The following is a 25,254-nucleotide window of genomic DNA, read 5'->3' as shown; positions in this document are numbered from 1 at the left end:
GAAAGGAACGACATGAGACACAGCACACGTCGCGCGCTCGCGACAGGCGCGTTCGCCCTGTCGGCCGCGCTTCTGCTCGCCGGATGCTCCGGCGGAGACGACGCCCCCTCCGAAAGCGGCGACCCCGAAGCCGGTGACCTGACGCCGGTGAAGCTCCAGCTCCAGTGGCTCCCCCAGGCGCAGTTCGCCGGCTATTTCGCGGCGATCGACCAGGGGTACTTCGAGGAGGAGGGTCTGGAGGTCGAGATCATCCCGTCCGGCGGCGACATCGTGCCGCAGGATGCCCTCGCCAACGGCGACGTCGACTACGCGATCGCGTGGGTGCCGAAGGTGCTCGGATCGATCGAGGCCGGCGCCAACCTGACCGACATCGCGCAGATCTTCCAGCGCTCGGGCACGCTCCAGGTGTCGTGGGCCGATTCGGGCATCGACTCGGTCGCCGACTTCGAGGGCAAGACGATCGGCTCCTGGGGCTTCGGCAACGAGTGGGAGATCTTCGCGGCGATGGCCGCGGAGGGCCTCGACTCGACCACGGTGCAGATCATCACGCAGGACTTCAACATGAACGCCTTCCTGCAGGGCGACATCGACGCGGCCCAGGCGATGACCTACAACGAGTACGCGCAGCTGCTCGAGACCGTCGACCCCGACACCGGCGAGCTCTACCAGCCAGAGGACTTCAACGTCATCAGCTACCAGGACACGGTCGGCGCCATGCTGCAGGACGCGATCTGGGCCGACACCGCGCGACTCGAGAGCGACGAGGAGTACGCCGCGACGACGGTGGCCTTCCTGAAGGCCGTCGTCAAGGGCTGGGCGTTCGCGCGCGACAACCCCGACGAGGCCGCGGCGATCACGCTCGCGAACGGCTCCGCCTGGGGTCCGAGCCACGAGCTGTGGATGATGAACGAGATCAACAAGCTCATCTGGCCGTCGCCGGACGGCATCGGCATCATCGACGAGGCGGCGTGGCAGCAGACGGTCGACGGGGCCCTGGCCGCCGTCAACGAGACCGGCGCGCACCTCATCACCGAGGAGCCGCCGGCGAGCGCCTGGTCGAACGAGTACATCCAGCAGGCGCTGGACGAGCTCGAGGCCGATGGCGTCGACCTCACCGGCGACGGGTTCAGCCCGATCGAGGTCGAACTGCAGGAGGGCGGCAACTAGTCGCCAGACGTTCCGTCTCGTTTCGCTCGCTCGGCGGCCGGGTTGCCGGTTGACCCCCGGCCGTCGAGCGACGAGCGTTGCGGGTGGGGAGCGGCTCACCGAAGGGAATCGGGCATGACCACACCAGACCTGGACGCCATGGCGAAGGCGCTCGACCGCGAGCACGTCTTCCACTCCTGGTCGGCGCAGGCGGGCCTCGATCTCCCCGTGATCGCCGGCGGCTCCGGCACCGTCGTGTGGGACCACGCGGGCAATCGGATGCTCGACTTCGCCAGTCAGCTCGTCAACGTCAACATCGGGCACCAGCATCCCGCTGTCGTCGCGGCGATCCAGAAGCAGGCCGGCGAGCTCGCGACGATCGGCCCCGCCACCGCCAACCTCACCCGCGGCCAGGCCGCCGAGCGCATCCTGTCGAAGGCGCCCGACGGGTTCGCGAAGGTGTTCTTCACCAACGGCGGCGCCGACGCCAACGAGAACGCCATCCGCATGGCCCGCCTCCACTGTGCCGCCAGAGGGGATGTGGGCCGCGAGACGATCCTGTCGACGTACCGCTCGTACCACGGCAACACCGGCGCGGCGATCGTCGCGACGGGCGACTGGCGACGGATGCCGAACCAGTACGCCCGCGGACACGCGCACTTCTTCGGCCCCTACCTCTACCGCAGCGAGTTCTGGGCGACGACGCCCGAGGAGGAGTCCGCGCGGGCCCTGCACCACCTCGAGCGGGTGATCCAGTCCGAGGGGCCGGCGACGATCGCCGCGATCCTCCTCGAGTCGGTGCCCGGCACGGCCGGCATCCTCCTGCCGCCGCCCGGGTACCTCGCCGGTGTGCGCGCCCTGTGCGACCGCTACGGCATCCTGCTGATCCTCGACGAGGTCATGTGCGGGTTCGGCCGCACCGGGCGCTGGTTCGCGTTCCAGGGGTACGACGTCGTGCCCGACCTCATCGTCTTCGCGAAGGGCGTCAACTCCGGCTACGTGCCGGTGGGCGGCGTCGTCATCTCGGACGCGGTGTCGGCGACGTTCGACGAGCGGGTCTTCCCCGGTGGGCTGACCTACTCCGGGCACCCGCTGGCCGCGGCATCCATCATCGCCTCCATCGACGCGATGGAGGACGAGGGCATCGTCGAGCACGCCCGGCGCATCGGCGCCGAGGCGATCGGCCCCGGACTGCGCGACCTCGAGGCGCGGCATCCGCTGATCGGCGAGGTCCGCGGCGAGGGCGTCTTCTGGGCCATGGAGCTCGTCTCCGATCGCGAGACGCGCGAGCCCGTCGGGGCCGACGTGATCGGAAAGCTCAAGAAGGAGCTGTCGTCGCGGGGCCTGCTGCCGTTCGCCGCCGACAACCGGATCCACGTCGTGCCGCCCTGCGTCGTCACGGACGCAGAGGTATCCCAGGCCATGACGATTTACGATGAAGCCTTGACGAGCGTCGAAGAAGACCTCTTCTGACGCGTGCACGTCCTCTCACGAGGAGGGCTTCCCAATGAAGGGCAGGAACACGATGACCGACACCACGACCCTGGAGCGGACCGACCAGTCCGCGACCACGATCCTCGAGCACTGGGTGCGGGGGGCGGCCTGGGCCGGCGAGTCCGAACGGACCGGGTCCGTCTACAACCCCGCGCTGGGAACGGTGCAGAAGCAGGTGAGGTTCGCCTCGACAGCGGATGTCGGAGCCGCCGTCGACGTGGCGTCCGAGGCCTGGGCGGGATGGCGCGACGCGTCGATCGCCAAGCGGCAGGGCGTGCTGTTCGCCTTCCGCGAGCTGCTGAACGCCCGCAAGGGCGAGCTCGCCGAGATCCTCACCTCGGAGCACGGCAAGGTCCTCTCCGATGCGCTCGGCGAGATCGCGCGAGGCATGGAGGTCGTCGAGTTCGCGTGCGGCCTCGGCCACCTCACGAAGGGCGCCTACTCCGAGAACGTCTCGACGGGCATCGACGTCTACACGCTGCGCCAGCCGCTCGGCGTCGTGGGCATCATCAGCCCGTTCAACTTCCCGGCGATGGTTCCGCTGTGGTTCTTCTCCGTGGCCCTCGCGGCCGGCAACGCCGTGATCCTGAAGCCCAGCGAGAAGGACCCGACCGCCGCGAACTGGATGGCGGCGCTCCTCAAGGAGGCAGGGCTCCCCGACGGCGTGCTGAACGTCGTGCACGGCGACAAGGAGGCGGTCGACGCCCTCCTCGAGCACCCCGACGTCAAGGCGATCTCTTTCGTCGGCTCGACGCCGATCGCGAAGTACGTCTACGAGACGGCGACCGGTCACGGCAAGCGCGTGCAGGCCCTCGGCGGCGCCAAGAACCACATGCTGATCCTCCCGGACGCCGACCTCGACCTCGCCGCCGACGCCGCGGTCAACGCCGGCTTCGGCTCGGCGGGCGAGCGCTGCATGGCGATCTCGGTCGTCCTCGCCGTCGACACGATCGCCGACGAGTTCGTGCAGAAGGTGTCCGAGCGCATGGCGACCCTGCGCACCGGCGACGGCATGCGCGGCTGCGACATGGGCCCGCTCATCACCGGCCAGCACCGCGACAAGGTCACGTCCTACATCGACGTCGCCTCGTCCGACGGCGCCTCCGTCGTCGTCGACGGCCGCGACGTCGAGATCGACGGCGACCCCGGCGGCTTCTGGCTCGGACCCACCCTCATCGACAAGGTGCCGACGACCTCGTCCGTGTACAAGGACGAGATCTTCGGCCCGGTGCTCTCGGTCGTCCGCGTCGAGGGCTACGAGGACGGCCTCGGCATCATCAACTCGAGCCTCTACGGCAACGGCACCGCGATCTTCACGAACGACGGCGGCGCAGCCCGGCGCTTCCAGCGCGAAGCGCAGGTCGGCATGATCGGCATCAACGTGCCGATCCCCGTCCCGGTCGCGTACCACTCGTTCGGCGGCTGGAAGGCCTCGCTGTTCGGCGACGCGAAGGCGTACGGTCCGCACGGCTTCGAGTTCTTCACGGCCGAGAAGGCGATCACGTCGCGCTGGCTCGACCCGTCGCACGGAGGCCTGAACCTGGGCTTCCCGCAGCACGACTGAGTGCGATTCCCGGATGCCGCGACCCACGCCGGGCCGCGGCATCCGTCGTTCGCCGAGGGATCCGCCGTTCGCCGAGGGATCCGCTGTTCGCCGGGGGATCCGTCGTTCGCCGGGGGATCCGCTGTCGGCCGCAATTCGGGACATCGGCCGCAGGAACTGCTGCGGAAGTTGCACGGACCTGCGGCTGACGCGGTGGCTGCGGCCCGGGGCGAGGCACTCGGCGTGACCGCATCTCGGGACATCGGCCGCAGGAACTGCTGCGGAAGTTGCACGGACCTACGGCTGACGCGAAGCGCGCTACGGCCCGGGGCGACGCACTCGGCGTAGCCGCATCTCGGGACATCGGCCGCAGGAACTGCTGCGGAAGTTGCACGGACCTGCGGCTGACGCGCTGGCTGCGGCCCGGGGCTGGACCTAGGGCGCGGGGCCTAGGGCGCCGAGGGGCGTCGACCCAGGGGGACGCGGGGCCTAGGGCGCGGGGGCGTAGACCCGGAGCGACGCGGGGACGGCGACGCAGTGCAGGGTGAATCCCGCGGCGTCGCGCTCGACGAGTTCGCCGTCGTGCACGAAGACGGACGGACGCCCGGGCTGCGGCCTCACGAGGAGCTCGATCTCGGGCACGACGAGACGCTCGATGTCGGCGTCGCGCGGGAACAGCCGCACCGCCCGCAGCACCGCGGCGGTGCGCTTGCCGAATGCGAGCGACGCGAGGGCTCGCAGCCGGGACCCTCGGGCGTGGTGGATGCGGACGTCGAGCACATCGGCGGCGAGATCCTGCCGCTGCATCGTCGCGACGCGCTCGGGGTCGTTGCGACCGACGCTGACGAACACCGACCACACCCGTGCCCGCCGGCCGTCGCGCACGACGGTCAGCGGTTCCGCGCGTCGCAGGGCCGTCCACGTGGCCGCTACGCCGCCGAGCCATTTGCCGAGGCTGCTGCGTCGCTCGCGCTCCTCGATCAGCTCCGGGTAGGCGCCCACCGACACGACGTTGAGCACGGTGATCGGTTCGCCGCCGTCCGCGGTCGCCTCCACGACACCCGTGGTCACGGCGGACCCGGCCAGGAGCGCGTCGATCGCGATGTCGACGCTGTCGATGCCGAGCGCGCGGACGAAATGGTTGAACGTCCCGCCGGGCATCGCGAGCAGCGGACGCTCGTGGCGGCGGGCGAGGTGCGCCAGGCGCGACACCGAGCCGTCGCCGCCGTAGACGCCGAGCACATCGGGCGGGGCATCCGATTCCATCGCCGCGACCACGACGTCGTCGACGTCTTCTCCGTCCGCGAGCACGTGCACCACGGCATCCGGCAGCCGTTGCGCGAACGTGTCGGCGGGATCTGCGCGTATCACCGCGGTACCCGACTGCGTGTTGCGCACGATGAGCACCCCACGTCCGGACGCGGGCGTGCCGATCTCGCTGGACCCCTCCACAGGGCTGAGCGTACCCCGGCGGAAGGGCGCGAACCGGCGAGCGTCGACGGGCGATGTCAAGGATTCAGGAGACACGCCGCCGCGGGTGCCGTTCGGCGGGTTCCGCACGGCGTGTTTCCTGAATCCTTGACGCCGGGCGGCGGGGACGCCGGGCGCGGGGACTCCGGGCGGCGGGGACTCCGGGCGGGGATTCCGGGCGCGGGGACTCCGGGCGGGGTGGGACGCCGGGCGCTGCGGGGACTCAGGGCGGGGTGGGACGCCGGGCGGGGACTCCTGGCGCGGCGGTGACTCCGGGGGGGGCGCCGGGCGGCGGGGACTCCGGGCGGGGTGGGGCGCCGGGCGGCGGAGACGCCGGGCGGGGGACGCCGGGCGGGGGACGCCGGGCGGGGATTCCGGGCGGGGTGGGACTCCGGGCGGTAGAGACGCCGGGCGGCGGGCCGTCCGGATCAGGCGGGAAGGATCGGCCGGTTCTCGTAGAACGTCTGGAGCACGACGGTCGTCCGCGTGTTCACCGAGGCGGCGAGGCGGATGTCGCGGATCAGCGACTCGAGGTGGCGCGGCGAGCTCACCCGGACGAACAGGATGTAACTGGCGTCGCCGGCGATCGAGTGGCACGCCTCGATCTCGGCGAGGTGCTCGAGCATCTCGGGGGCGTTGTCGGGCTGCGCGGGGTCGAGGGGGGTGATCTCGATGAAGGCCGAGAGCGGCTTGCCCACAGCCTCGGCGTCGACGACGGCGCGGTAGCCGGTGATGACGCCGCGCGACTCGAGCCGACGCAGCCGCGTCTGGACGGCGGAGACGGAGAGCCCTGCGGCGGTCGACAGCTCGGCGAGCGTCGCTCGCGCGTTCAGCGAGACCTCGCGCACGATCACCGCGTCGATGGAGTCGTCGATCGACGCGGTGCTCGGGGTCTCCTCGGGACTCAGCATGGTCCGACCCTACCAATCCACCGACCTCCGACAGGAAGTCTTCCTGTCGGAGGGATGAAGCACAGGAAGTTCTCCCGTAGACTTGGCCGCAAGCCCATCCAGGATCGGAGGTTCACCATGCCCAGCAGCCCCACGTCGATGACGAAGGCGATCGTCGGCGAGCCCGAGGTCGTGGAGGACGCCCGCGCCTCCGTCGACGGCGTCGAGACCTCCTCGGCCTGGATCTCGCTCAAGACGGCCGCCACCTCGCTGCAGGCGCTGCAGATCAAGGACGGCTCGGTGCCCGAGGCATCCGATCATCCGGCCGCCCGCGAGCACGTCCGCACGATCGTCGCGGCGATCGTGGAGCTCGCTCCGCGCTTCCCGCACGACGCGGAGTACCTCGCCGCGAGCGTCCGCGACTTCGAGCGCTGGGCGGAGGGCGGCTTCGGCGTGCCCGACTTCCTCGACTCGCTGGTCGCCTTCCAGCCGCAGCGACACCGCGTCGACGGCATCCGTCACCTCGTCGTGTTCCCGATGTACACGCAGAACGGCTCGTCGGACCGCTTCGTCGAGGCGGTGCTCGTCGAGGTGATCTGGCCGGAGTTCATTGCGGAGCTCGAGACCGAGTACACGAACAAGCTCTTCGTTTCGCTGCGGTTCCTCGACTTCACGCCCGGCTACGACACCAACTCGGCCGTGCTGTTCCCCGAGACGGTCGCGATGCGCGAGATCCCGCCGTTCACCTGGGGGGCGATCTTCCAGGACCGCGAGGCCGCGCGCTACCGGCGCGTGGTGCGCGCGGCAGCAGAGGTCACGAAGCTCGAGCTGCCCGCCGACGCGGCGCGCATGCTCGACGACCAGGCGCTCACGGAGAAGACCTTCGTGATGTGGGACATCATCCACGACCGCACGCACATGCGCGGCGACCTGCCGTTCGACCCGTTCATGATCAAGCAGCGGATGCCGTACTTCCTGTACTCGCTGGAAGAGCTCCGGTGCGACCTGACGGCGTTCCGCGAGTGCGTCGCGATCACGTCCCGCCTGCGGGCGCGCGTCGACGCCGGCGAGGTGCTGGACGCCGCCGAGGCAGAGATGCTCGAGCACGCGGTGCTCGTCCAGTACGCGGTGATCTTCGACCGGATCTTCCGCTTCTCGATCACCGGTTCGCGCGTGCGCAACTACGACGGGCTCGGGGGTCAGCTGCTGTTCGCCTGGCTGCACCAGCGCGGCGTGCTGCACTGGACCGACACGTCGCTCGCGTTCGACTGGCCCGAGGTCCCCGCCGCGGTCGTCGCCTTGGCCGACGCGATCGACGAGCTCTACTGGCGCTCGATCGACCGGCCGAAGGTCGCGCACTGGCTCGCCGCGTACGACCTCGTGCGCGGCACGCTCACGCCGAACCCGGCGTCGGTGTGGGCCCGCGGCCTGTCCGACGAGATCCTCGCCGGACCCCCGAAGGGCTACACCGACGCGGTCATGGACGACGAGTTCCCGCTCTCGATGTTCTTCGAGGCGCTCGACAAGAAGATGAAGCCGGTCATCGAGTCGACGACGGGCATCACCGGCGCCGATGCCTGACGACGTCACGCGCAGCGTCGAGGGACGGCTCGTCCTGATCGCGGGCGCGACCAGCGCCTCCGGCCTCGCGGCGGCCCGCGTCCTGGCGTCGGCCGGGGCGCGGGTCGTCGCCGTCGGCCGGGATGCCGCGAAGCTCGACGAGCTCGCGGCGGCCGTGCCGGGCATCCGCACCGAGGCGTGCGACCTGACCGACGAGGCCGACGTGGCCGGTCTGGCCGAGCGCGTGCACGCTGCCGACGGCCGGGTCGACGGCATCCTGCATCTCGTCGGCGGGTGGCGCGGCGGCGGCGGACTCGCCGGGCAGACCGAGGCCGACTACCGCTTCCTGGAAGGTTCGTTCTCCGCGCTGCGGCACGTCAGCCGCGCCTTCGACGCCGACCTCCGCGCCTCGAGCGCCGGCCGGCTCGCGGTGGTGTCTTCGACGGCGGTGGCCCGTCCCCTCGCGGGAGGCGCCAACTACGCAGCGGTCAAGGCGGCGACCGAGGCGTGGACGCGCGCGGTCGCGCAGGGCTTCGCCAAGGCGGCCCGGGATGCCGGCACCCCGCCGGCCGCGGCATCCGTCGTCTTCCGGGTCAAGGCGCTCTCCGGGCTCGAGGACGCCCTCGCGCAGCGGTTCGCCGGCCTGTGGGCGGCAGATGCGGCCGAGGGGAACGACACGATCGTCGAGCTGACCGACCCCGCGCAATAGACAGCCAGGACACCGGACTGCGCGGCGCCGACGCGTACCGTATTCAGGCTCCGCACGCTCGACGGCGCGGCCCGCCCGCATGAATCCGGGATCCCTGATCCCGACCCCGACCGCTCATGCTGAGTTGTGACACGCAGCTAGATTGGAACACCGTGACCACGATCCACGACCCGAACCTCCGCGGCTTCGCCTCCGACAACTACTCCGGCATCCACCCCGAGGTGCTCGCGGCCATCGCCGCCGCCAACGACGGCCACCAGGTGGCCTACGGCGAGGACGTGTACACAGAGCGGCTGCAGGACGTCATGGCCCGTCACTTCGGCGACGGCGTCGAGGCGTACCCCGTGTTCAACGGCACCGGGGCGAACGTCGTGGGCCTGCAGTCGATGCTCCCCCGCTGGGGCGCCGTGATCGCGGCGACGACGGCGCACATCAACGTCGACGAGGGCGGGGCGCCGGAGCGCGTCGGCGGCATCAAGATCCTCAACGTCCCGACCGACGACGGCAAGCTCACCCCCGAGCTCATCGACCGCGAGGCGTGGGGCTGGGGCGACGAGCACCGCGCGCAGCCGCTCGTGGTGTCCATCACGCAGTCGACCGAGCTCGGCACGCTCTACACGCCCGACGAGCTCCGCACGATCGCCGACCACGTCCACGGGCACGGCATGCGCCTCCACATGGACGGCTCGCGCATCTCGAACGCGGCCGCATCCCTCGGAGTCCCCCTGGCGGCGATCACCCGTGACGTCGGCGTCGACGTGCTCAGCTTCGGCGGCACCAAGAACGGGGCGATGCTCGGCGAGGCGATCGTCGTGCTCAACCCCGAGGCATCCCAGGGACTCACGTACCTGCGCAAGCTCGACATGCAGCTCTCGTCGAAGATGCGGTTCGTGTCGGCCCAGCTCGTGGCGCTGCTCGAGGGCGACCTGTGGCTGCGCAACGCGTCGCACTCCAACGCGATGGCGCAGCGTCTGCGCACGGGCGTCGAGGCCGGCCTCGCCGACGGGTCGATCCGGGGCGTGGCGTTCACCCAGCCGACGCAGGCGAACGGCGTCTTCGCGACCCTTCCCGACGGAGTCGCCGATCGACTGCGCGAGTCGTTCCGCTTCTACGACTGGGATGCCGCGAGGAACGAGGTCCGGTGGATGTGCGCGTTCGACACCTCCGAGAACGACATCGACGCGTTCCTCGCGGCGATCGCGCGCGAGACCACGCGCGACTGACGGCTTTCGTGCGGCGGCGGCGCCCGACCGCTCCGACGACGAAGGGGATCCTCGCACCCGATGCGAGGATCCCCTTCCGTTCGTGCGCGGGGCTCAGCCTTCGACGCGCTCGAGCTCCTCGCCGGCCTCGGAACCATCCGAGCCCTCGGCCGCCTGCTCGCCCTCACCGGCCTCGGAACCATCCGAGCCCTCGGCCGCCTGCTCTCCCTCGCCGGCCTCGGAGCCCTCGGCGATCTCGGAAACCTCGGCGGTCTCGGAATCCTCGGCCGTCTCCGCCGGAGCGTCCTCAGCGGCCTCGGCCGCGGCATCCTGCGCCTCGTGCTCGGCGTCGACGTCTTCGGAGTGGAGCACGTGCTCGATCGGCGCGGCGTCGTCGAGGGTGTCGACCACCGGCTGCGCGGACGAGTCCGACAGGTCGAGCGGCGCGGCGGGACGGATGAGATCCTTGACCTCGGCCATGAAGCTCGTCAGCTGGTGCTGCTGCCAGCGCAGCGTGCGGGTGCGGTCCTCGGCGTCGCGGAGAACGGCCTGCGAGTGGGTCGTGACGAGGTCGATGATCTGCTGCGCCTTGGCACGGGCCTGGTCGAGCTGCTCGCGGGCGCGGACGTTCGCGTCGGCCTCGACCTGCTGCGCCTGCGCTCGCACGAGGCGCTCGAAGTCGTCGGCCTTCGCCGACACGCGCTGAGCGTGCTCGAGCGATGCCGCGACCTGGTCGTTGGCGTCCTGCGTGATGCGCTCGGCGTGCGCGACGGCCTGGTTGTGGAGCACGAGGAACTCCTGCTGCGCGTCGTCCTGGCGACGGGTGAGGGATGCCTCGAACTCGAGGGCGCGCACGCGCAGCTCGCGGACGGCCTCCTCGGCCTCGGAGCGCGAGTGCGCGGTCTCACGCGCCACCATCGAGCGCAGCGTCGCGACGCCCTTCTCCGCCTCCGAGCGGATGGCGGCAGCCTCGCGCTCGGCCTGGGAGACCTTCTCGGCGGCGTGCGCGGCCTCGCGCTCGATGCGGGCCTGATGCGCGGTCAGCTCGGTCTCGATGCGCAGGCGCGTCTGCTGCGCCTCGCTCTGTGCCTGCGAGACGATCGCCTCCGCCTCGACCTTCGCGTCCTTGCGGCGGTTCTCGATCTCCTCGAGGGCGGCCGCGAGGAGGCGCTCGCCCTGGACCGTGGCGTTGCGGAGCACGACGCCTGCCTGGTCCTCGGCGACGCGCAGGATCTCCTCGAACTGCGGGCGGTTCGGCGACGACGACTCCTCGGTCGCGCTGACGAGCTCCTCGGTGAGCGCCTGCACGCGGTGCTCGGCCGAAGCGAGCTTCGCCTGCGCTGCGGAGAGCTCGGACTCCAGTCGCGCCACGGCGTCGCGGTCGCGGGAGCCGGCCTCGGCGACCTCGGACTCGAGACGCGCGAGCGCCTCCTCGCGCTGCGCGGTCGCGGCGGCGAGCTCGGACTCGAGGCGCTCGGCCTTCTCCCGGCTCTGCGACACGGCGGCGCCGGCGCGGCGCTGGTTCTGCTTCAGAAGCGCGACCTGCTCGCTCGCGGCACGCACGCGCGCGTTGAGGCCGGCGATCGCGGTGTCGACCTCGTCCTTGTCGTAGCCGCGGAAGGCAGTGGTGAAAGCGGCCTCGGCCGGCGTGGCCGCAGCGGTCGCGCTGCTGCTGCTGCCGATCAGCCGGTCGAACGGGTGGGTGCTGGTGTCTTCGGCCGCGTCATTACGGGCGGGCGAGGCGTTGTCGGACATCGGGTGTCTCCGCTTCTTCGGATGCGGTGTCGTCGAGCATCGGGGGGCGGAGGCGGCGTCCCGGATCCTCGTGCCGGCGGCGGGTGCTTTCGGCGGCGGCGGAGATCACGGGTGGGACGACGCCCTCAGCGACACCAGGGGGTTCGGGGCGCAGGAATCTGCGGCTCGGGCACGTGAAGAATACCTCCCCGACCTGTGTGTCAGGCATGCGACGGATGCACCGTGTGGACAGAGCCGTCCGGAAGGGCGCGAACGCGAACGCAGGGCGCGGGCACCCCCTCCGCGGCCCCTGAGTCACTCCCCTTCGAGCCAGCTCCGGTAGGCCTCGAAGGAGTATTCCCGGCCGAGGAACGCCTCGACGAGATCGCGCGCGTCGCGCGACCCGCCGGGCTCGAGGATCTCGCGACGGTAGCGATGCGCGGTCTCCTCGTCCATCAGCCCGTCGTCGAAGGCCGACAGCAGGTCGCGAGCGATCACCAGGCTCCACTGGTACGTGTAGTAGCAGGCGCCGTACCCGGTCAGGTGGCCGAATCCCGCGTAGGGGTGGAGCCCGGGCAGTGGCTGCACCGGGCTGGTCGTGGCGTAGAGCCGCTCCGTCTCGGCCTGAAGGTCTGCCGGGCGGTCGGCGTGCAGGTGGTACGAGACGTTCGCGTGCCCCAGCTGGCGCCGGACCTCCAGCGCGCGGCCGAACGCGTCGGCCACCCGCATCCTCTCCACGAGCGCGGCCGGGATCGGCTCGCCCGCGGCGTTCGCCGTGAAGGAGCCGAGGACGTCGGCGTCCCACGCCCACTCCTCGAGGAGCTGGCTCGGGGCCTCGACGAAGTCCCATTCGGTGGCGACCCCGCTGAAGCGCACCCACCGGTGGTCGCCGCCGAGGATGTCGTGCACGAGGTGCCCGAACTCGTGGAAGTAGGTCACGACCTCGTCGTGCTCCAGGAGCCCGCGCGAGAAGTTGCACAGGAGCACGGCCTCCGGCAGCGAGCGGCCCGTGACACCGGGAGCGAGCGGGAAGCACGCGGCGTGGTTGAACTTTCCGTCACGCGGGTGCAGGTCGAGGTGGATGCGGCCGATCCGCACGCCGTCGCGGACGACGTCGAAGCTCGAGACGTCCTCATGCCACGTCGGCACATCGACGGGCACGTACTCGACGCCCAGCAGTCGGGCCGTCACGTCGAGCACTCCGCGCTTGACCCGGTCGAACGGGAAGTAGGAGCGCACCAGCTGCGCGTCGACGTCGTACTCCTCGCGCTTGAGCGCGCTCAGCAGGTACCAGAAATCGGCGATCGTCACGGGTCCGGCATCGGGGATGTCGCGGCGCAGCCGCTCCTCGAGCCGTGCGTACTCCGCGGCGGCGGCATCGGCGGACGCGGCATCCAGTCTCGACAGGAAGGCGAGGATCCCGGCACCCGAGCCGATCATGCGCGTCTCGGTCTCGTAGTCCGCCCAGCCGCCGAAGCCGAGCAGCTCGGCGCGCTCGGCGCGCACCGCGAGGAGCTCCGCGAGGACGGCATCGTTGTCCGGCCAGGCGAGGTCGTTGTAGGCGCTGAGCAGCGCGATGCGGGTGTCGCGGTCGGACGCGTATTCGCGCACCGGCATGAGGTCGGTGTACTCGGTCGTGAGGGTCACGCGCCCGTCGGCGTCGACGGGGTGGGCGTCGACGAAGTCCTGCGGGAGACCGGCGAGCCCAGCGGCAGGCACGGTGATCTCGCGGCGGCCGTCGCGCACGTTCCGCGAGAAGGTCAGCGACAGCTCGGTATCGCGGTCCGTCAGGGCGCGGACGCGCTCGCGGGCGTCGTCGTCGAGGTCGACGCCCCCGCGGCGGAAGTCGCGGAGCAGGTGGGCGAGGAGCCGCGCGGCGGCGTCGTCGAGGCCGGTGGCGTCGGCATCCGCGAAGACCGCCCACAGCTCGCGATCGAGCAGTCGTGAGCTGCTGAGCGCCTCGACGGCCTGCACCTGCGCCTCGGCGGCCTCGCGCACGGCCGGGTCGGGGTGCGCCTCGCTGAGCAGGTATGCCCCGCTCAGCGCCTCGGCGAGCGCGATCTCGGTGTCGTTCCACAACTCGAGCAGCGCGACCGTGGAGAGGTCGTGCGCGCCTTTCAGCTCCGCGTCGATCCGGGCGACGCGCGCGATCCGTTCGGCCGGCCTGTCTGACGCGAAGGCGAGCCATCCCTCCGCGTCGGTCGGGAAGGACAGAGGTTCGAGGGCGTCCGTGCTCACCCGACGAGCCTACGACGCGGGCCCGTCAGCGCAGTGCGCCGACGCTCGCCAGTGCCAGGCGCACGAGCGTGCCGCGGCCGCCCTCCATCTCGGCCGAGAGGGCGTCGGATGCCGCTTCCTCCGGCTTCAGCCATGTGACCTCGAGCGCGTCCTGACGCGGCTCGCACGTGCCGGTCACGGGTACGACGAAGGCGAGCGAGACGGCGTGCTGGCGGTCGTCGTGGAACGCGCTCATCCCCGGGAGCGGGAAGTACTCGGCGACCGTGAACGGCGTCGGCTGCGGCGGGAGGAGCGGGAAGGCCATCGGACCGAGATCGTTCTCGACGTGACGGAAGAGCGCGTCGCGCACGGTCTCGCCGTAGCGGACGCGGCCGGAGACGAGGGTGCGCGTCATCTCGCCGAGCGGCGTCGCGCGCAGCAGGATCCCGACCTCCGTGACGGCGCCGACCCCGTCGGTGCGCACGGGGAGCGCCTCGACGTACAGCATCGGCAGCCGGCGACGGGCCTCGGCGAGCTCGACGTCGCTCAGCCAGCCGGGGTTCCCGGCGGCCTCCGGCGACGGCGACCCGAAGGATCCGTCGCCCAGCGGCCGTCCCCCTGTGCCGAACGACGCGCCGACGCCGCCGAGCGGATCACGGGGCGTGCCGTCGTCGTCGCGCTCGTTGGGGTCGGGGTCGGGGGTGCGGACCGGCATGGTTCCTGTATACCCCAGCGCGGGCGCGCACACCGAGGAACGGGCGCGAGGTCTCGCCTCGAGGCGCGTCGCTCAGCCGGCGACGGGCGCGGGCACCGACTCGATGAGCCGCCGCGTGTACGCGTGGGACGGCGCGGCGAGCAGCTGTGCCGTCGCACCGCGTTCGACGATCTCGCCGTGGCGCATGACCACGGTCTCGTCGCACACCCGCCGGACGACGGCGAGGTCGTGGCTGATGAAGAGCAGCGTGAGTCCGCGATCTCGCCGCACCTCCGCGACGACGTCGAGCACCTGCGCCTGCACCGACACGTCGAGCGCGCTGGTCGCCTCGTCCATCACGAGCAGGTCCGGCCCCACCGCGAGCGCCCGGGCGATCGCGACGCGCTGCCGCTGGCCGCCCGACAGGGTGCGGGGCCGAGCGGCTGCGTGCTTCTCCTCGAGCCCGACCGACTCGAGGAGCGTGACGACGCGGGCGCGGGCATCCGCCGTCGTCAGCGTCGCGTGCAGGCGCAGCGCGTCCTCGATCGCACGACCGGCCGTGATCCGCGGGTCGAGCGAGAGGTACGGGTCCTGGAACACCATCTGCACGCTGCGGGCGCGGGCGAGGCGCTCGGCGCGTGAGCGCGGGAGCGCGGTTCGCTCGCCGCCTCCGATGCGGATGTCGCCCTCATCGGGCTGCTCGAGGCCGACGATCATGCGTGCGAGGGTCGACTTGCCCGATCCTGACTCGCCCACGACCGCGAGCGCCGCGCCGGGTGCGATCTCGATCGACACGTCGCGGACGGCGGCGACCGGAGGCTTCCCCCGACGGTGGTACGTCTTCGAGACGCCCCGCGCGACGAGCTGGGGCTCCGCGCCTGCGGGAGCGGCCGACGCGACCGGACCGATCGTCCCCGTGAGGGTGGGGGTCGTCGCGACGAGGCGCTGGGTGTACTCCGCCTTCGGGTGCCGGAACACCGTGGCCGCTTCCCCCTCCTCGACGACGCTGCCGGCCCGCATGACCACGACACGATCGCACAGGGATGCCGCGAGGTTGAGGTCGTGCGTGATGAAGAGCATCCCCATCCCGCGCGCGTCGCGGAGGTCGCCGAGCAAGGCGATGATGTCGGCCTGGGTCGTCACGTCGAGCGCGGTCGTCGGCTCGTCGCAGACGAGCAGCCGGGGGTCGCTCGTCAGCGCGCCCGCGATCATCACGCGCTGCAGCATCCCGCCGGAGAGCTCGTGGGGGAACTGGCGCAGGTGCTCCTCGGGCCGCGGCAGGCCGACGGCCTCGAGCAGCTCGAGAGCCCGCCCCCTCGCGCGCGCCGCGGGCCATCCCTCGCACAGCCGCAGCGACTCGGTCATGTGGTCGCCGATCGTGCGCATCGGGTTGATGCCGGCCCGCGGATCCTGGAAGACCATCGCGGCGCGATGCCGGCGCAGGTCGAGCAGCTCGCCCGTGCGCGCGGCGAGCACCTCGCGTCCTTCGACGAGGACCGATCCGTCGGTGCCCGCGCGGTCGGGGAGGAGGCCGAGCACCGCGCGGGCGGTCAGGGACTTGCCCGACCCGGACTCGCCCACGAGCCCGACGGTCTCCCCCGCCGCGACCGACAGGGAGATCCCGCGCAGCAGCGCGGTGCCGTCGGGGAGTCGGATGCCGAGCCCCTCGATCTCGAGCAGGCTCATGACGCTCTCCCTCCGACTCGGCGGGAGAGCTCCTCGCCGACGATGTTGACGGCGACGACGACGATCACGACCGCGACCGCCGGCACGAGCGCAGGCAGGAAGTACCCGCCGACGAGCCCCGGCTGCGCCTCGTTGATCATCGATCCCCAGTCCGGGGTCGGCGGCTGCACGCCGAGCCCCAGGAACGACAGCGCCGCGAGCTCGGCGAGGACGTAGCCGAAGTTCAGGGTGGACTGCGCGCCGACGACGGGTGTGACGTTGGGCAGCACCCGCCGGGCGGCGATCCACGGTCCCGAGAAGCCCTGCACCCGGTACGCCGAGACGTACGGCCGGTGCTTCTCCGAGGTGACGAGCGTTCGCGTCAGACGTGCGACGAACGGGATGTACGCGATGGTCATGGCGATCACGGGGGCGACGAGGCCCTTGCCGAAGAGGGCGACGGCCATGATCGCGATGAGCAGCGACGGGAAGGCGAACACCACGTCGAACAGGCGTGCGAGGGCGGCGTCGAGCCATCCGCCCCGCCAGCCGGCGACGAGGCCCAGCAGGGCGCCGAGCACGGTCGACAGCAGCACGACGAGGAGCGGGCCGAGCAGCGCCGTGCGGGCGCCGAAGATGAGGCGGCTCAGGATGTCGCGCCCCAGCGCGTCGGTGCCGAGCCAGTGCGCCGGGCTCGGGCCGGCGTGCACGGCCGCGAAGTCGACGGCGTCCGGGTCGTAGGGTGCGAGGAATGGCGCGAACACGGCGGCGAGCGCGAAGGCCGCGAGCACGCCGACGGCGACCCACAGCACCAGATCGCCGCGGGCGGCCCGGGATGTGCGCAGCACGCGCATCGCGAGCGTGGGGGTGGGCGTGGTCATCGGGCACCCGCTCCCGCCGCCGTGCGCGGATCGATCCACGGCTCGAGCACGTCGACGACGGCGTTGACGAGCACGAACGCCGTGACGATGAGGAGGACGATCGCCTGCACGACCGGGAAGTCCAGGCGATCGACGGACTGCACGAGCAGCGACCCGATGCCGGCCAGGCCGAACGCGGCCTCGACGATCGAGCTGGCCACGAGAAGACCCGCGACCAGGAGTCCGCTGACCGTCAGGATCGGCCACAGCGCGTTGCGGAACACGTGCCGCCGCACGACGGTGCCGCGACGGATGCCCCGGCTCGTCGCCACCTCGACGTGCTCGCGGTCGAGCTGCTCGACCATCGCCGAGCGGGTGACCTTGCCGACGAGCACGGTGAACACGATCGCGAGCGCCGTCGCCGGCAGCACGAGGTGGTAGAGCTGGTCGAAGAACCCCTCGCCGGCGCCGAACGACGGGAACCAGCCGAGCTGGACCGCGAACACCGCGATGAGGACGATCGAGCCGACGAACGACGGGATCGCGCCGAGGATCGTCAGCCCGATCAGCACGGCCCGGTCGAGCGCCCTCCCCTGGCTCACCGCGGCGAGGGCGCCTGCGGCGATCCCGACGACCGCGATCATCGTGCCCGCCATGACGACGAGCATCAGGGTGACCGGCAGCCGATCCCCGATCACCGTCGTGACGTCCTGGCGGAACTGCAGCGAGCGTCCGAAGTCGCCGTGCAGCACCCCGGTCACCCAGTTCAGGTACTGCTGCCACGGCGGCAGGTCGAGCCCGTACATCGCCGTGACCTCGGCGACCGCCTCGGGGCTGGGCTTGCGACCGCGCAGCAGGAACTGCACGGGATCCCCCGGCACCAGGAAGCGGGAGAAGAAGACGAGGAGCGAGGCGAGGAAGAGGGTGAGCAGGAGCCCGCCCAGCTTCCCCGCGACGCGACGTGCTGCGATCATGTCCGGCCGTTCGGGGTGGAGGAGGCGACGGCCGGCGCTACCGCGCGCCGACGGTCGCCGCCCACGGGTAGTAGAGGAAGGCGATCGAGGGGGCGACGCCGGTGATGCGCTCGCCGACGAACACCGACATCGGCGCGGTGTAGATCGGCAGCCACGGCAGCTGCTCGTTCGCGATCTGCTGCGCCTTGGCCGTCTCGGCGTTGCGCTCCTCGGCATCCTTCATGCCCGACGCCGCGGTGACGATCTCGTCGAACTCCGGATCGCTCCACCCGCCGTAGTTGCTGAACTCCCCCGTGCGCAGCACGCTGTACATCTCGAGCGGGTCGGGGCTGGAGAGGTACCAGTTCGTGTAGAAGAGGTCGATGCCCTCCCGCGCGCTCGGGTCGGAGAAGAGCGCCGTGTACGCACCGGGGGTCACGGTCTCGATCGTGGCGGTGAGGCCGATCGACTCCGCGGCGGCGGCCGTGGCCTGGGCGAGCATCGTCACGTCGGGTCCGAGCGGCGCGGTGGCGATCACGATCTCGCCGCCTGCGGCGCCGGCCTCCTCGACGAGCGCCTTCGCCGCCTCGACGTCGTACGGGTACGACTCGATGTCGTCGAACGCCGTGGTGCGGGTCGCGTCGTCCGCCGCGCCCCACACCGACTCGGTGGTGAGCACGTCGGTGACCTCGCCGACGCCCTCGGCCGCGGCATCCACGATCCCCTGCCGGTCGAGCGCCATGAGCAGGGCCTTGCGCACCCGGAGATCGCCGAGCGGGCCTTCGAGGTCGCTCACGACGAGGCTCGAGACCGCCGACGTGAGACCGAAGTACAGGTCGCCGTCCGACGAGTCCTGCAGCTGCCGGTACGAGGCAGGCGGGATCATCCACGACCCGTCCACGTCGCCCGACTTCAGTGCGTTGACGCGCGCGTTCGCATCGGTCATGAAGAGGAACTCGACCTCGCCCGCGCGGGCCGCGAGCTCCGGGTCCCAGTAGTCGTCGTAGCGCGTCAGTGTGATCGACTCGCCCGACTTCCACTCGGCGAGCTCGAACGGCCCGGTGCAGTTCACTCCGCCGGTCGAGTTGCCGTAGTCAGCGCCGGCGGCGGCGAGCGCGGCCGCCGACTCGATGACGCCGGCTGATCCGCCCATGGAGAGCGCGAACTGCACGTCGGGGACCGCGGTGGTGACCGTCACCTCACGGTCGCCGGTCTGCTCGATCGAGACGACGTTCTGGTACACCGAGTACCAGAACGAGCCCACCGCCGGATCGAGGTGGCGGCTGAGCGAGGCGACCACGTCGGCGGCCGTGAGGGGCGTGCCGTCGTGGAAGGTGACCCCGTCGCGGATCGTGAAGACCGACGTCGTCGGAGTCGGGTTCTCCCACGATTCGGCGAGCCCCGGGCCGAGGGTGTAGTCGGGGTTCAGCCGCAGGAGCGACTCGCACACGTTCGCGAGCACCTGGTTGTCGGCGTAGTCGAACGCGTAGGCGTAGTCGAGGGAGAACGGCTCGGCGTACGACGCCCACGAGAACGAGTCGATGTCGCCCGAGGGATCCGCGGTCGTCTCGGTGAGCTCCCATTCGACGGGGCCGTCGGCGGGCGCGGCGGGCGCGCACGCGCTGAGAGCCAGAGCGGATGCCGCGATCCCCGCGGCGAGTGCGAGCGAGCGTGGTGCGGTGGAGCGGATCATGCGAAGTCCCTTTCCCTGGCGGCGGTGCGGTCGTAGGCGGGCCGGCCCTGGATCCATGTGGAGTCGACGGTGGCGAGGTGGATGTCCTCCTCCGGAAGGGAGAAGGGGTCGGGGGAGAGCACGACGAGGTTCGCGAGGTACCCCTCGCGAATGTGCCCGGTGTCGTGGTCGCGGTGGTTCACGTACGCGGATCCCGACGTGTAGGCGGTCATCGCGGTGACGAGGTCGAGTCGCTGGTGGGCGCCGCCCAGCGGCGGCCGATCGCTGCCCGGGTAGGCGCGGTTGACCGCGATGTGGATGGCGTCGATCGGGTCGGCGCTCGAGACGGGCCAGTCGCTCCCCGCGGCGAGGCGGGCGCCTGCTCGAGCCAGGTCGCCGAACGGGTACTGCCGCGCCTCGGCACCGTCGCGCAGGAACGGCAGGGTCAGCTCGTCCAGCTGCGCCTCGTGCGTCGCCCACAGCGCCTGCATGTTCGCGACGGCGTCGGCGTCGGCGAACCGCGGAACGTCGGCCTCGTCGACGACCTGGAGATGTGCGAGGTGATGGCGCGCATCGCTCGGGCCGTTCGCGGCGCGCGCGGCGGCGACGGCGTCGAGCGCCTCGCGGACCGCCCGATCGCCCAGCGCGTGGAAGTGCACCTGCATCCCGGCGGCGTCGAGCGCGGTGACGGCGGCCGCGACGAGCGCCGGGTCGACGAACGACAGTCCGCAGTTGTGGGTCGCGTGACCATCGGCGTCCTTGTACGGCGTGAGCATCGCGGCCGTCTGGTTCTCGGCGACGCCGTCGACCATGATCTTCGTCGCGCCGATCGTGAGCCTCGACGCGGGGACGAGGGCCTCGATCGCGTCGCGCCGCGCCGTCATGTGCTCGACCTGCTCGAGCCCGCCGTCGCGCTCCCACCACTGCGCCCCTGTGACATGCACCTGCAGGCGCCCCTCGCGGACGGCGCGGAGGTAGGCGTCGAGGGGGTCGGCGATGATCGAGATCGCCCCGACTGCGGCATCCTGCCAGCCGGTGATCCCGAGGGCGATGAGCTTCTCCTGCGCGGCGAGCAGGCCGCGGTAGGCGAGCTCGGAGTCGTGCGGGGGCCGCACCCCGGTGAACAGCTCGCCGGCGCCCTCGTGGAAGGTGCCCGCCGGAGTGCCGTCGGCCTCGCGCTCGATGCGCCCGTCGACCGGATCCGAAGTGTCTGCGTCGATCCGGGCGAGGGCGATCGCCGTCGTGTTCGCCCACGTGCTGTGGTGGTCGCGGCTGAGGAGCAGGACCGGCCGATCGGGCACCACCGCGTCGAGCAGCCCCCGCAGGGGGGCGCCGCCGGGGAAGTGGTCCATCGACCATCCGCCGCCGAGGATCCACGGCTCATCGGGGTTCTCGTCGGCGTAGCGTCGCACGCGCTCGACGGCGTCCGCGGCATCCTCCGCCTCACTGAGGTCGCACTGCAGCAGCTCCATTCCGCCGCCGACGGGGTGGATGTGCGCGTCCTGGAATCCGGGCGCCAGGAGCGCGCCGTCGAGGTCCACGACCCGCGTCTCCGGTCCGACGAGCTCGGCGATCGCGGCGTCGGGCACGATCGCGGCGATGCGCTCGCCGACGACGGCGACGCTCATGCCCGTCAGGGGTTCGCCGGATCCGGTGAACACGCGTCCGCCGGTGAACAGGACTTCCGCAACGGCCATCGCCGCCTCGCTTCCTCGCTGAGATCGATGCTTGCTGCGGGGGAGACTATGCCGGTGACAACAGTAGTGTCAACACTGTTGACTGAACTGTTGCGGACTCGGATAAGGTGGAGCCGAATCAGCCGGGGCGGACCCGGCCCGGAGAGGCGACGATGGCGAACGACGGCGCGCGGGGCGCAACGGCGGCCAGGAAGCCGCGCCTGGACCGGCAGACGATCGTCGCCGGCGCGCTCGAGCTCGCCGAGACGCCGGGAGTCGCCGTCATCTCGTTCCGCGAGCTCGGCGCGCACCTCGGCGTCGACCCGACGGCGATGTACCGGCACTTCCGCAGCAAGGACGAGCTGAACGCCGCTCTCCTGGAGCAGCTCACCGAGCAGGCGCTCGCCCGAGTGACTGCCCCGCCCGAGGACTGGCGCGACCGCCTTCGCCAGCTCGCCCACGCGACGCTGACGGAGTTCGAGCGCTACCCGGCGATCGGCGTCGAGGCGATGTCGATCACCACGCACGGCGCCGCCGAACGGCGCGCGATCGAGCTGATGCTCGACGCGTTCTCGCGTGCCGGCCTCGACGGCGAGGACCTCGTGCGCCACTACGCGCTGCTCGCTCTGCACTCGCTCGCCGGCGCAGCGAACATGGCCCGCGCCCGCATCGAGCGCGGATCGGACCCCGAGGTCGCCGAAACGTGGCTCGACCGGCCGATCCTCGCCGATCCCCGCGAGTTCCCGCTGCTCGCCGCGCACGCCGGGGAGCTGGCGGCGCTCCAGGACCGCGAGCTGTTCGCGGCCGGCGTCGAGCTCGTGATCGAGTCCGCCGAACGAGCCGCCCTCGCACGCTGACCCGAGGAGAGTGCGCCGTCCGCACGAGGCGCGGCAGGATGGAGCCGTGAGCATCCACCCGCCCCTCGACGCCGACGCCGTGCTGTGGTCCGCCGGACCGGCCGAGCGAGAGGGCCGTCCGCTGCTGGTGCTGCTCCACGGCTACGGTGCCGACGAGCGCGACCTGTTCGGGCTCGTGCCCTATCTGCCGCCCGAGTTCACGGTCGCCGCGGTGCGCGCGCCGCTCGCACCCCCCTTCCCCGCCCCGGGCTACTCCTGGTATCCGATCGAGGGGCTGGACGGCCGCGACCCCGTGCACACCACCGCCGCGGCCTCCCGGCTCCTCGAATGGACGGATGCCGCGGCATCCGCCCACCCGTCCGTCGGGCTGCTCGGCTTCTCGCAGGGTGCCGCCGTCGCGCTGCAGGCGATGCGTCTCGACCCGCAGCGCTTCGCCTTCGCGGTGAACCTCTCGGGCTACGCGACCCCTGGCGACCTCCCCGGCGATGCCGAGCTCGCGGAGCTCCGGCCGCCGGTGTTCTGGGGACGCGGGACCAACGACGACGTCATCCCCGGGTTCCTCGTCGACCACACGACGCAGTGGCTTCCCGGATACGCCGACCTGAGCGGGCGGGTCTACCCCGGCCTCACGCACAGCGTGTCGGAGCAGGAGCTGGCCGACGTCCGGGTGTTCCTCGACAAGCGGCTCGAGGCCCTGCGGGACGGCGACCCGACCTAGGGCGTCGCCGATTCGTGGAGAGATCTCCCAGCACAGCAGGCCGAGGCATCCGCTATCGTGGCTCCTGGCCTTGTCCCCTCTGTGAGGAACTCCCTTGAAGCTGATCGTCGCGACCGCGCTGTAATCGCGCTGCTCCGTCGATCCCTCGACGTGCCAGCGCTTCCGATTCCGCGCTGACCGTCGATCCTGCCGCTTCCTCCTCGGCTTCTGCCGGCCCATCCGCCGGCGTCGGGCGATTCGCGGCATCCGGTGTCAGCGCATTCCGACACCACGGAGGCCCTCATGACCGCTCATACCCTCACCCCGTCCGTCCTCCTCGACCGCGTCTCGTTCGCGTGGCAGGACGGCACCCCCGCACTGACGGAGATCTCCGGCGCGTTCGGCGCCGGCCGCACCGGCCTCGTCGGCCGCAACGGCTCCGGCAAGTCCACGCTGCTCCGGCTCATCGCCGGGGAGCTCACGCCCGCCGCAGGCCAGATCACGACGTCCGCGGATGTCGCGTACCTCCCGCAGCAGCTCACCCTCGACGTCGATCGACCCGTCGCCGAGCTCCTCGGCGTGTCCCGGCCGCTCGCGGCGCTGCGCGCCATCGAGTCCGGCGACGTCGACCCGCGCCACTTCGACGCCGTCGGCTCCGACTGGGACATCGAGGCGCGCTCGCACGCGGCCCTCGCGGAGGCGGGACTCTCCCCCGAGATGCTCGACCGTCGCATCGGCGAGCTCTCGGGCGGGGAGGCCGTGCTCACCGCGATCGCCGGGATCCGGCTGCGCGCGGCGCCGGTGACCCTTCTCGACGAGCCGACGAACAACCTCGACCGCGTCGCCCGTGCCCGCCTCGGAGACATGATCCGGGGATGGCGCGGCACGCTCATCGTGGTCAGCCACGACGTGACGCTGCTCGAGCTGATGGACGACACCGCCGAGCTCTACGCGAACGCGCTGTCGGTCTACGGAGGTGCGTACTCCGAGTGGCGCGCGTGGCTCGACGCCGAGCAGGATGCGGCGAAGCGAGCGGAGAAGACCGCCGCCCAGGCCGTGCGGCGCGAGAAGCGTCAGCGGATCGAGGCCGAGACCACCATCGCCCACCGCCAGGCGATGGGGCGCAAGGCGCAGGCGGAGAAGCGCGTGCCGCCCATCGTCGCGGGCAACCTCCAGCGCGCCGCGCAGGTCTCGGCCGGAAAGCTCCGCGGCGAGAAGGCCGATCGAGAGGCCTCGGCGCGCGAGGCGCTCGACGCCGCAGAGCGACGGGTGCGCGACGATGCCACGATCCGCATCGACCTGCCCGATCCGGATGTGCCGGCCGGGCGCCGCATCGCGACGGTCGGCGACGGCGAGCACTCGTGGGTCGTCCAGGGTCCGGAGCGCGTCGCGATCATCGGGCCGAACGGGGTCGGCAAGACGACGCTGCTCGAGCGACTGGTCCGCGGCGCGGTGAAACGGCCGGGAGGAATCGACGCCTTCGGAGATGCCGGGGCATCGACGGTTGCGTTCGTCCCGCCCGTTTCACACGCGATGCTCCACACCGACCGCGTCGGCTACCTGCCGCAGCGGGTCGACGGCCTCGACGACGACGCGTCGGTGCTCGACAACGTCGGGGCCGCGGCATCCGCCGTGCCGATCCCCGAGCTGCGCAACCGGCTCGCGCGATTCCTCATCCGAGGGTCCGCGGTCGAGCGGCCGGTGTCGACGCTGTCGGGCGGTGAGCGGTTCCGGGTCGCCCTGGCGCGGCTCCTGCTCGCCGATCCCGCGCCGCAGCTCATCGTGCTCGACGAGCCGACGAACAACCTCGACCTCGACACGGTCGGGCAGCTCGTCGACGCCCTCGCCGCCTACCGCGGCGCGGTGCTGGTCGTCAGCCACGACGACGCGTTCCTGAACCGGCTCGGGATCGACACGACGCTCGAGCTCGCGCCAGACGGGAGCCTCACCGAGAGGTGACCCGTCGCTCGACGCCCGGTCCCCTTGGAGGACCGGGTGTCGGGCGGGGGCGCGATCGGCCATGATGTGCACATGAACCAACTCGTCCGGCCCCGCGAGGGGCGCATGATCGCCGGCGCGTGCCTCGCCGTCGCCAACAGGTTCGGCGTGAACGTCACGGCGGTGCGCATCCTCACCGTCCTCGCGATGGTCTTCTTCGGCCTGTCGATCTGGGTATACCTGCTGCTCTGGGTCCTCATCCCCTCGGAGGCTTGAC

20 protein-coding genes are annotated in these 25,254 nt (G+C 71.7%); 10 read left to right on the top strand and 10 right to left on the bottom strand.

Annotation, left to right across the window (positions count from 1 at the left end; all coding sequences use genetic code 11):
* Positions 1 to 12 precede the first annotated feature (12 nt).
* The 3 genes from EER34_RS08475 (at position 13) to EER34_RS08465 (ending at position 4,204) form a co-directional block, all read left to right on the top strand.
* Positions 13 to 1,167: an ABC transporter substrate-binding protein gene (locus tag EER34_RS08475; RefSeq protein ID WP_127474041.1), complete on the top strand. Its 1,155-nt coding sequence runs from the start codon at positions 13 to 15 to the stop codon at positions 1,165 to 1,167.
* A gap of 114 nt (positions 1,168 to 1,281) precedes the next feature.
* Complete coding sequence (locus tag EER34_RS08470; RefSeq protein ID WP_127474040.1) at positions 1,282 to 2,619, top strand: aspartate aminotransferase family protein; 1,338 nt, start codon at positions 1,282 to 1,284, stop codon at positions 2,617 to 2,619.
* A 52-nt stretch (positions 2,620 to 2,671) separates the two neighbouring features.
* Complete coding sequence (locus EER34_RS08465) at positions 2,672 to 4,204, top strand: CoA-acylating methylmalonate-semialdehyde dehydrogenase (RefSeq protein WP_127474039.1); 1,533 nt, start codon at positions 2,672 to 2,674, stop codon at positions 4,202 to 4,204.
* A gap of 468 nt (positions 4,205 to 4,672) precedes the next feature.
* Here EER34_RS08465 and EER34_RS08460 read toward each other — a convergent pair whose 3' ends face one another.
* Positions 4,673 to 5,635 carry a diacylglycerol/lipid kinase family protein gene (locus EER34_RS08460; protein ID WP_240642192.1) on the bottom strand — a complete coding sequence of 321 codons (963 nt, stop codon included), beginning with the start codon at positions 5,633 to 5,635 and terminating at the stop codon, positions 4,673 to 4,675.
* 446 nt (positions 5,636 to 6,081) lie between these two features.
* Complete coding sequence (locus tag EER34_RS08455) at positions 6,082 to 6,564, bottom strand: Lrp/AsnC family transcriptional regulator (protein ID WP_127474038.1); 483 nt, start codon at positions 6,562 to 6,564, stop codon at positions 6,082 to 6,084.
* A 117-nt stretch (positions 6,565 to 6,681) separates the two neighbouring features.
* Between EER34_RS08455 and EER34_RS08450 the strand changes: the two genes are divergently transcribed.
* The 3 genes from EER34_RS08450 (at position 6,682) to EER34_RS08440 (ending at position 10,035) form a co-directional block, all read left to right on the top strand.
* On the top strand, positions 6,682 to 8,124 hold the full coding sequence (locus tag EER34_RS08450) for a DUF6421 family protein (protein WP_164743507.1): 1,443 nt from the start codon (positions 6,682 to 6,684) through the stop codon (positions 8,122 to 8,124).
* The gene (locus EER34_RS08445; RefSeq protein ID WP_127474037.1) at positions 8,117 to 8,812 is read left to right on the top strand and encodes an SDR family NAD(P)-dependent oxidoreductase; all 696 of its coding nucleotides are present in this window, start codon (positions 8,117 to 8,119) and stop codon (positions 8,810 to 8,812) included. Before EER34_RS08450 ends, EER34_RS08445 begins: the two co-directional genes overlap by 8 nt.
* Before the next feature lie 152 nt (positions 8,813 to 8,964).
* Positions 8,965 to 10,035, top strand: a complete 1,071-nt coding sequence (locus EER34_RS08440) for a threonine aldolase family protein (protein WP_127474036.1) — start codon at positions 8,965 to 8,967, stop codon at positions 10,033 to 10,035.
* 93 nt (positions 10,036 to 10,128) lie between these two features.
* Here EER34_RS08440 and EER34_RS08435 read toward each other — a convergent pair whose 3' ends face one another.
* The 8 genes from EER34_RS08435 to EER34_RS08400 form a co-directional block, all read right to left on the bottom strand.
* Positions 10,129 to 11,769 carry a coiled-coil domain-containing protein gene (locus EER34_RS08435; protein WP_127474035.1) on the bottom strand — a complete coding sequence of 547 codons (1,641 nt, stop codon included), beginning with the start codon at positions 11,767 to 11,769 and terminating at the stop codon, positions 10,129 to 10,131.
* A gap of 294 nt (positions 11,770 to 12,063) precedes the next feature.
* Positions 12,064 to 13,986, bottom strand: coding sequence for a M3 family metallopeptidase (locus EER34_RS08430; RefSeq protein ID WP_127474034.1), 1,923 nt, complete (start codon positions 13,984 to 13,986; stop codon positions 12,064 to 12,066).
* Positions 13,987 to 14,011: 25 nt separating this feature from the next.
* On the bottom strand, positions 14,012 to 14,680 hold the full coding sequence (locus EER34_RS08425) for an NUDIX hydrolase family protein (RefSeq protein WP_127474033.1): 669 nt from the start codon (positions 14,678 to 14,680) through the stop codon (positions 14,012 to 14,014).
* Positions 14,681 to 14,752: 72 nt separating this feature from the next.
* Positions 14,753 to 16,345 carry a dipeptide ABC transporter ATP-binding protein gene (locus EER34_RS08420; protein ID WP_127474032.1) on the bottom strand — a complete coding sequence of 531 codons (1,593 nt, stop codon included), beginning with the start codon at positions 16,343 to 16,345 and terminating at the stop codon, positions 14,753 to 14,755.
* On the bottom strand, positions 16,342 to 17,205 hold the full coding sequence (locus EER34_RS08415) for an ABC transporter permease (RefSeq protein ID WP_127474031.1): 864 nt from the start codon (positions 17,203 to 17,205) through the stop codon (positions 16,342 to 16,344). Before EER34_RS08415 ends, EER34_RS08420 begins: the two co-directional genes overlap by 4 nt.
* A complete protein-coding gene (locus tag EER34_RS08410) occupies positions 17,202 to 18,158 on the bottom strand; it encodes an ABC transporter permease (RefSeq protein ID WP_127474030.1) in 957 nt (318 codons plus the stop codon). The genes EER34_RS08415 and EER34_RS08410 overlap by 4 nt, the downstream gene beginning before the upstream one ends.
* A gap of 37 nt (positions 18,159 to 18,195) precedes the next feature.
* On the bottom strand, positions 18,196 to 19,830 hold the full coding sequence (locus EER34_RS08405) for an ABC transporter substrate-binding protein (RefSeq protein WP_127474029.1): 1,635 nt from the start codon (positions 19,828 to 19,830) through the stop codon (positions 18,196 to 18,198).
* Entirely contained in the window at positions 19,827 to 21,506 is a 1,680-nt protein-coding gene (locus tag EER34_RS08400) for an amidohydrolase (RefSeq protein WP_127474028.1), read from the bottom strand. The genes EER34_RS08405 and EER34_RS08400 overlap by 4 nt, the downstream gene beginning before the upstream one ends.
* Before the next feature lie 152 nt (positions 21,507 to 21,658).
* Between EER34_RS08400 and EER34_RS08395 the strand changes: the two genes are divergently transcribed.
* The 4 genes from EER34_RS08395 to EER34_RS08380 all read left to right on the top strand — a co-directional run bounded on the left by EER34_RS08395 (position 21,659) and on the right by EER34_RS08380 (position 25,253).
* Positions 21,659 to 22,342 carry a TetR/AcrR family transcriptional regulator gene (locus EER34_RS08395; protein ID WP_127474027.1) on the top strand — a complete coding sequence of 228 codons (684 nt, stop codon included), beginning with the start codon at positions 21,659 to 21,661 and terminating at the stop codon, positions 22,340 to 22,342.
* 46 nt (positions 22,343 to 22,388) lie between these two features.
* The gene (locus EER34_RS08390) at positions 22,389 to 23,060 is read left to right on the top strand and encodes an alpha/beta hydrolase (RefSeq protein ID WP_127474026.1); all 672 of its coding nucleotides are present in this window, start codon (positions 22,389 to 22,391) and stop codon (positions 23,058 to 23,060) included.
* A 282-nt stretch (positions 23,061 to 23,342) separates the two neighbouring features.
* Positions 23,343 to 24,998 carry an ABC-F family ATP-binding cassette domain-containing protein gene (locus EER34_RS08385; protein WP_127474025.1) on the top strand — a complete coding sequence of 552 codons (1,656 nt, stop codon included), beginning with the start codon at positions 23,343 to 23,345 and terminating at the stop codon, positions 24,996 to 24,998.
* Between the two features lie 72 nt (positions 24,999 to 25,070).
* Positions 25,071 to 25,253 carry a PspC domain-containing protein gene (locus EER34_RS08380; protein WP_127474024.1) on the top strand — a complete coding sequence of 61 codons (183 nt, stop codon included), beginning with the start codon at positions 25,071 to 25,073 and terminating at the stop codon, positions 25,251 to 25,253.
* The last annotated feature ends 1 nt before the right edge of the window (position 25,254 follow it).

Origin of the sequence: Microbacterium sulfonylureivorans, assembly GCF_003999995.1 — a bacterium.
In the GTDB taxonomy this organism is placed as follows: domain Bacteria; phylum Actinomycetota; class Actinomycetes; order Actinomycetales; family Microbacteriaceae; genus Microbacterium; species Microbacterium sulfonylureivorans.
Note: the sequence above shows the minus strand (reverse complement) of the source record. Positions and strands in the feature narration are given on the sequence as shown.

Excerpts from the sequence above, each read along its gene's own strand:
- EER34_RS08475 (WP_127474041.1), top strand. The coding sequence starts at position 13 with ATGAGACACAGCACACGTCGCGCGCTCGCGACAGGCGCGTTCGCCCTG.
- EER34_RS08470 (WP_127474040.1), top strand. The coding sequence starts at position 1,282 with ATGACCACACCAGACCTGGACGCCATGGCGAAGGCGCTCGACCGCGAG.
- EER34_RS08465 (WP_127474039.1), top strand. The coding sequence starts at position 2,672 with ATGACCGACACCACGACCCTGGAGCGGACCGACCAGTCCGCGACCACG.
- EER34_RS08455 (WP_127474038.1), bottom strand. The coding sequence starts at position 6,564 with ATGCTGAGTCCCGAGGAGACCCCGAGCACCGCGTCGATCGACGACTCC.
- EER34_RS08450 (WP_164743507.1), top strand. The coding sequence starts at position 6,682 with ATGCCCAGCAGCCCCACGTCGATGACGAAGGCGATCGTCGGCGAGCCC.
- EER34_RS08445 (WP_127474037.1), top strand. The coding sequence starts at position 8,117 with ATGCCTGACGACGTCACGCGCAGCGTCGAGGGACGGCTCGTCCTGATC.
- EER34_RS08435 (WP_127474035.1), bottom strand. The coding sequence starts at position 11,769 with ATGTCCGACAACGCCTCGCCCGCCCGTAATGACGCGGCCGAAGACACC.
- EER34_RS08425 (WP_127474033.1), bottom strand. The coding sequence starts at position 14,680 with ATGCCGGTCCGCACCCCCGACCCCGACCCCAACGAGCGCGACGACGAC.
- EER34_RS08420 (WP_127474032.1), bottom strand. The coding sequence starts at position 16,345 with ATGAGCCTGCTCGAGATCGAGGGGCTCGGCATCCGACTCCCCGACGGC.
- EER34_RS08415 (WP_127474031.1), bottom strand. The coding sequence starts at position 17,205 with ATGACCACGCCCACCCCCACGCTCGCGATGCGCGTGCTGCGCACATCC.
- EER34_RS08410 (WP_127474030.1), bottom strand. The coding sequence starts at position 18,158 with ATGATCGCAGCACGTCGCGTCGCGGGGAAGCTGGGCGGGCTCCTGCTC.
- EER34_RS08405 (WP_127474029.1), bottom strand. The coding sequence starts at position 19,830 with ATGATCCGCTCCACCGCACCACGCTCGCTCGCACTCGCCGCGGGGATC.
- EER34_RS08400 (WP_127474028.1), bottom strand. The coding sequence starts at position 21,506 with ATGGCCGTTGCGGAAGTCCTGTTCACCGGCGGACGCGTGTTCACCGGA.
- EER34_RS08395 (WP_127474027.1), top strand. The coding sequence starts at position 21,659 with ATGGCGAACGACGGCGCGCGGGGCGCAACGGCGGCCAGGAAGCCGCGC.
- EER34_RS08385 (WP_127474025.1), top strand. The coding sequence starts at position 23,343 with ATGACCGCTCATACCCTCACCCCGTCCGTCCTCCTCGACCGCGTCTCG.
- EER34_RS08380 (WP_127474024.1), top strand. The coding sequence starts at position 25,071 with ATGAACCAACTCGTCCGGCCCCGCGAGGGGCGCATGATCGCCGGCGCG.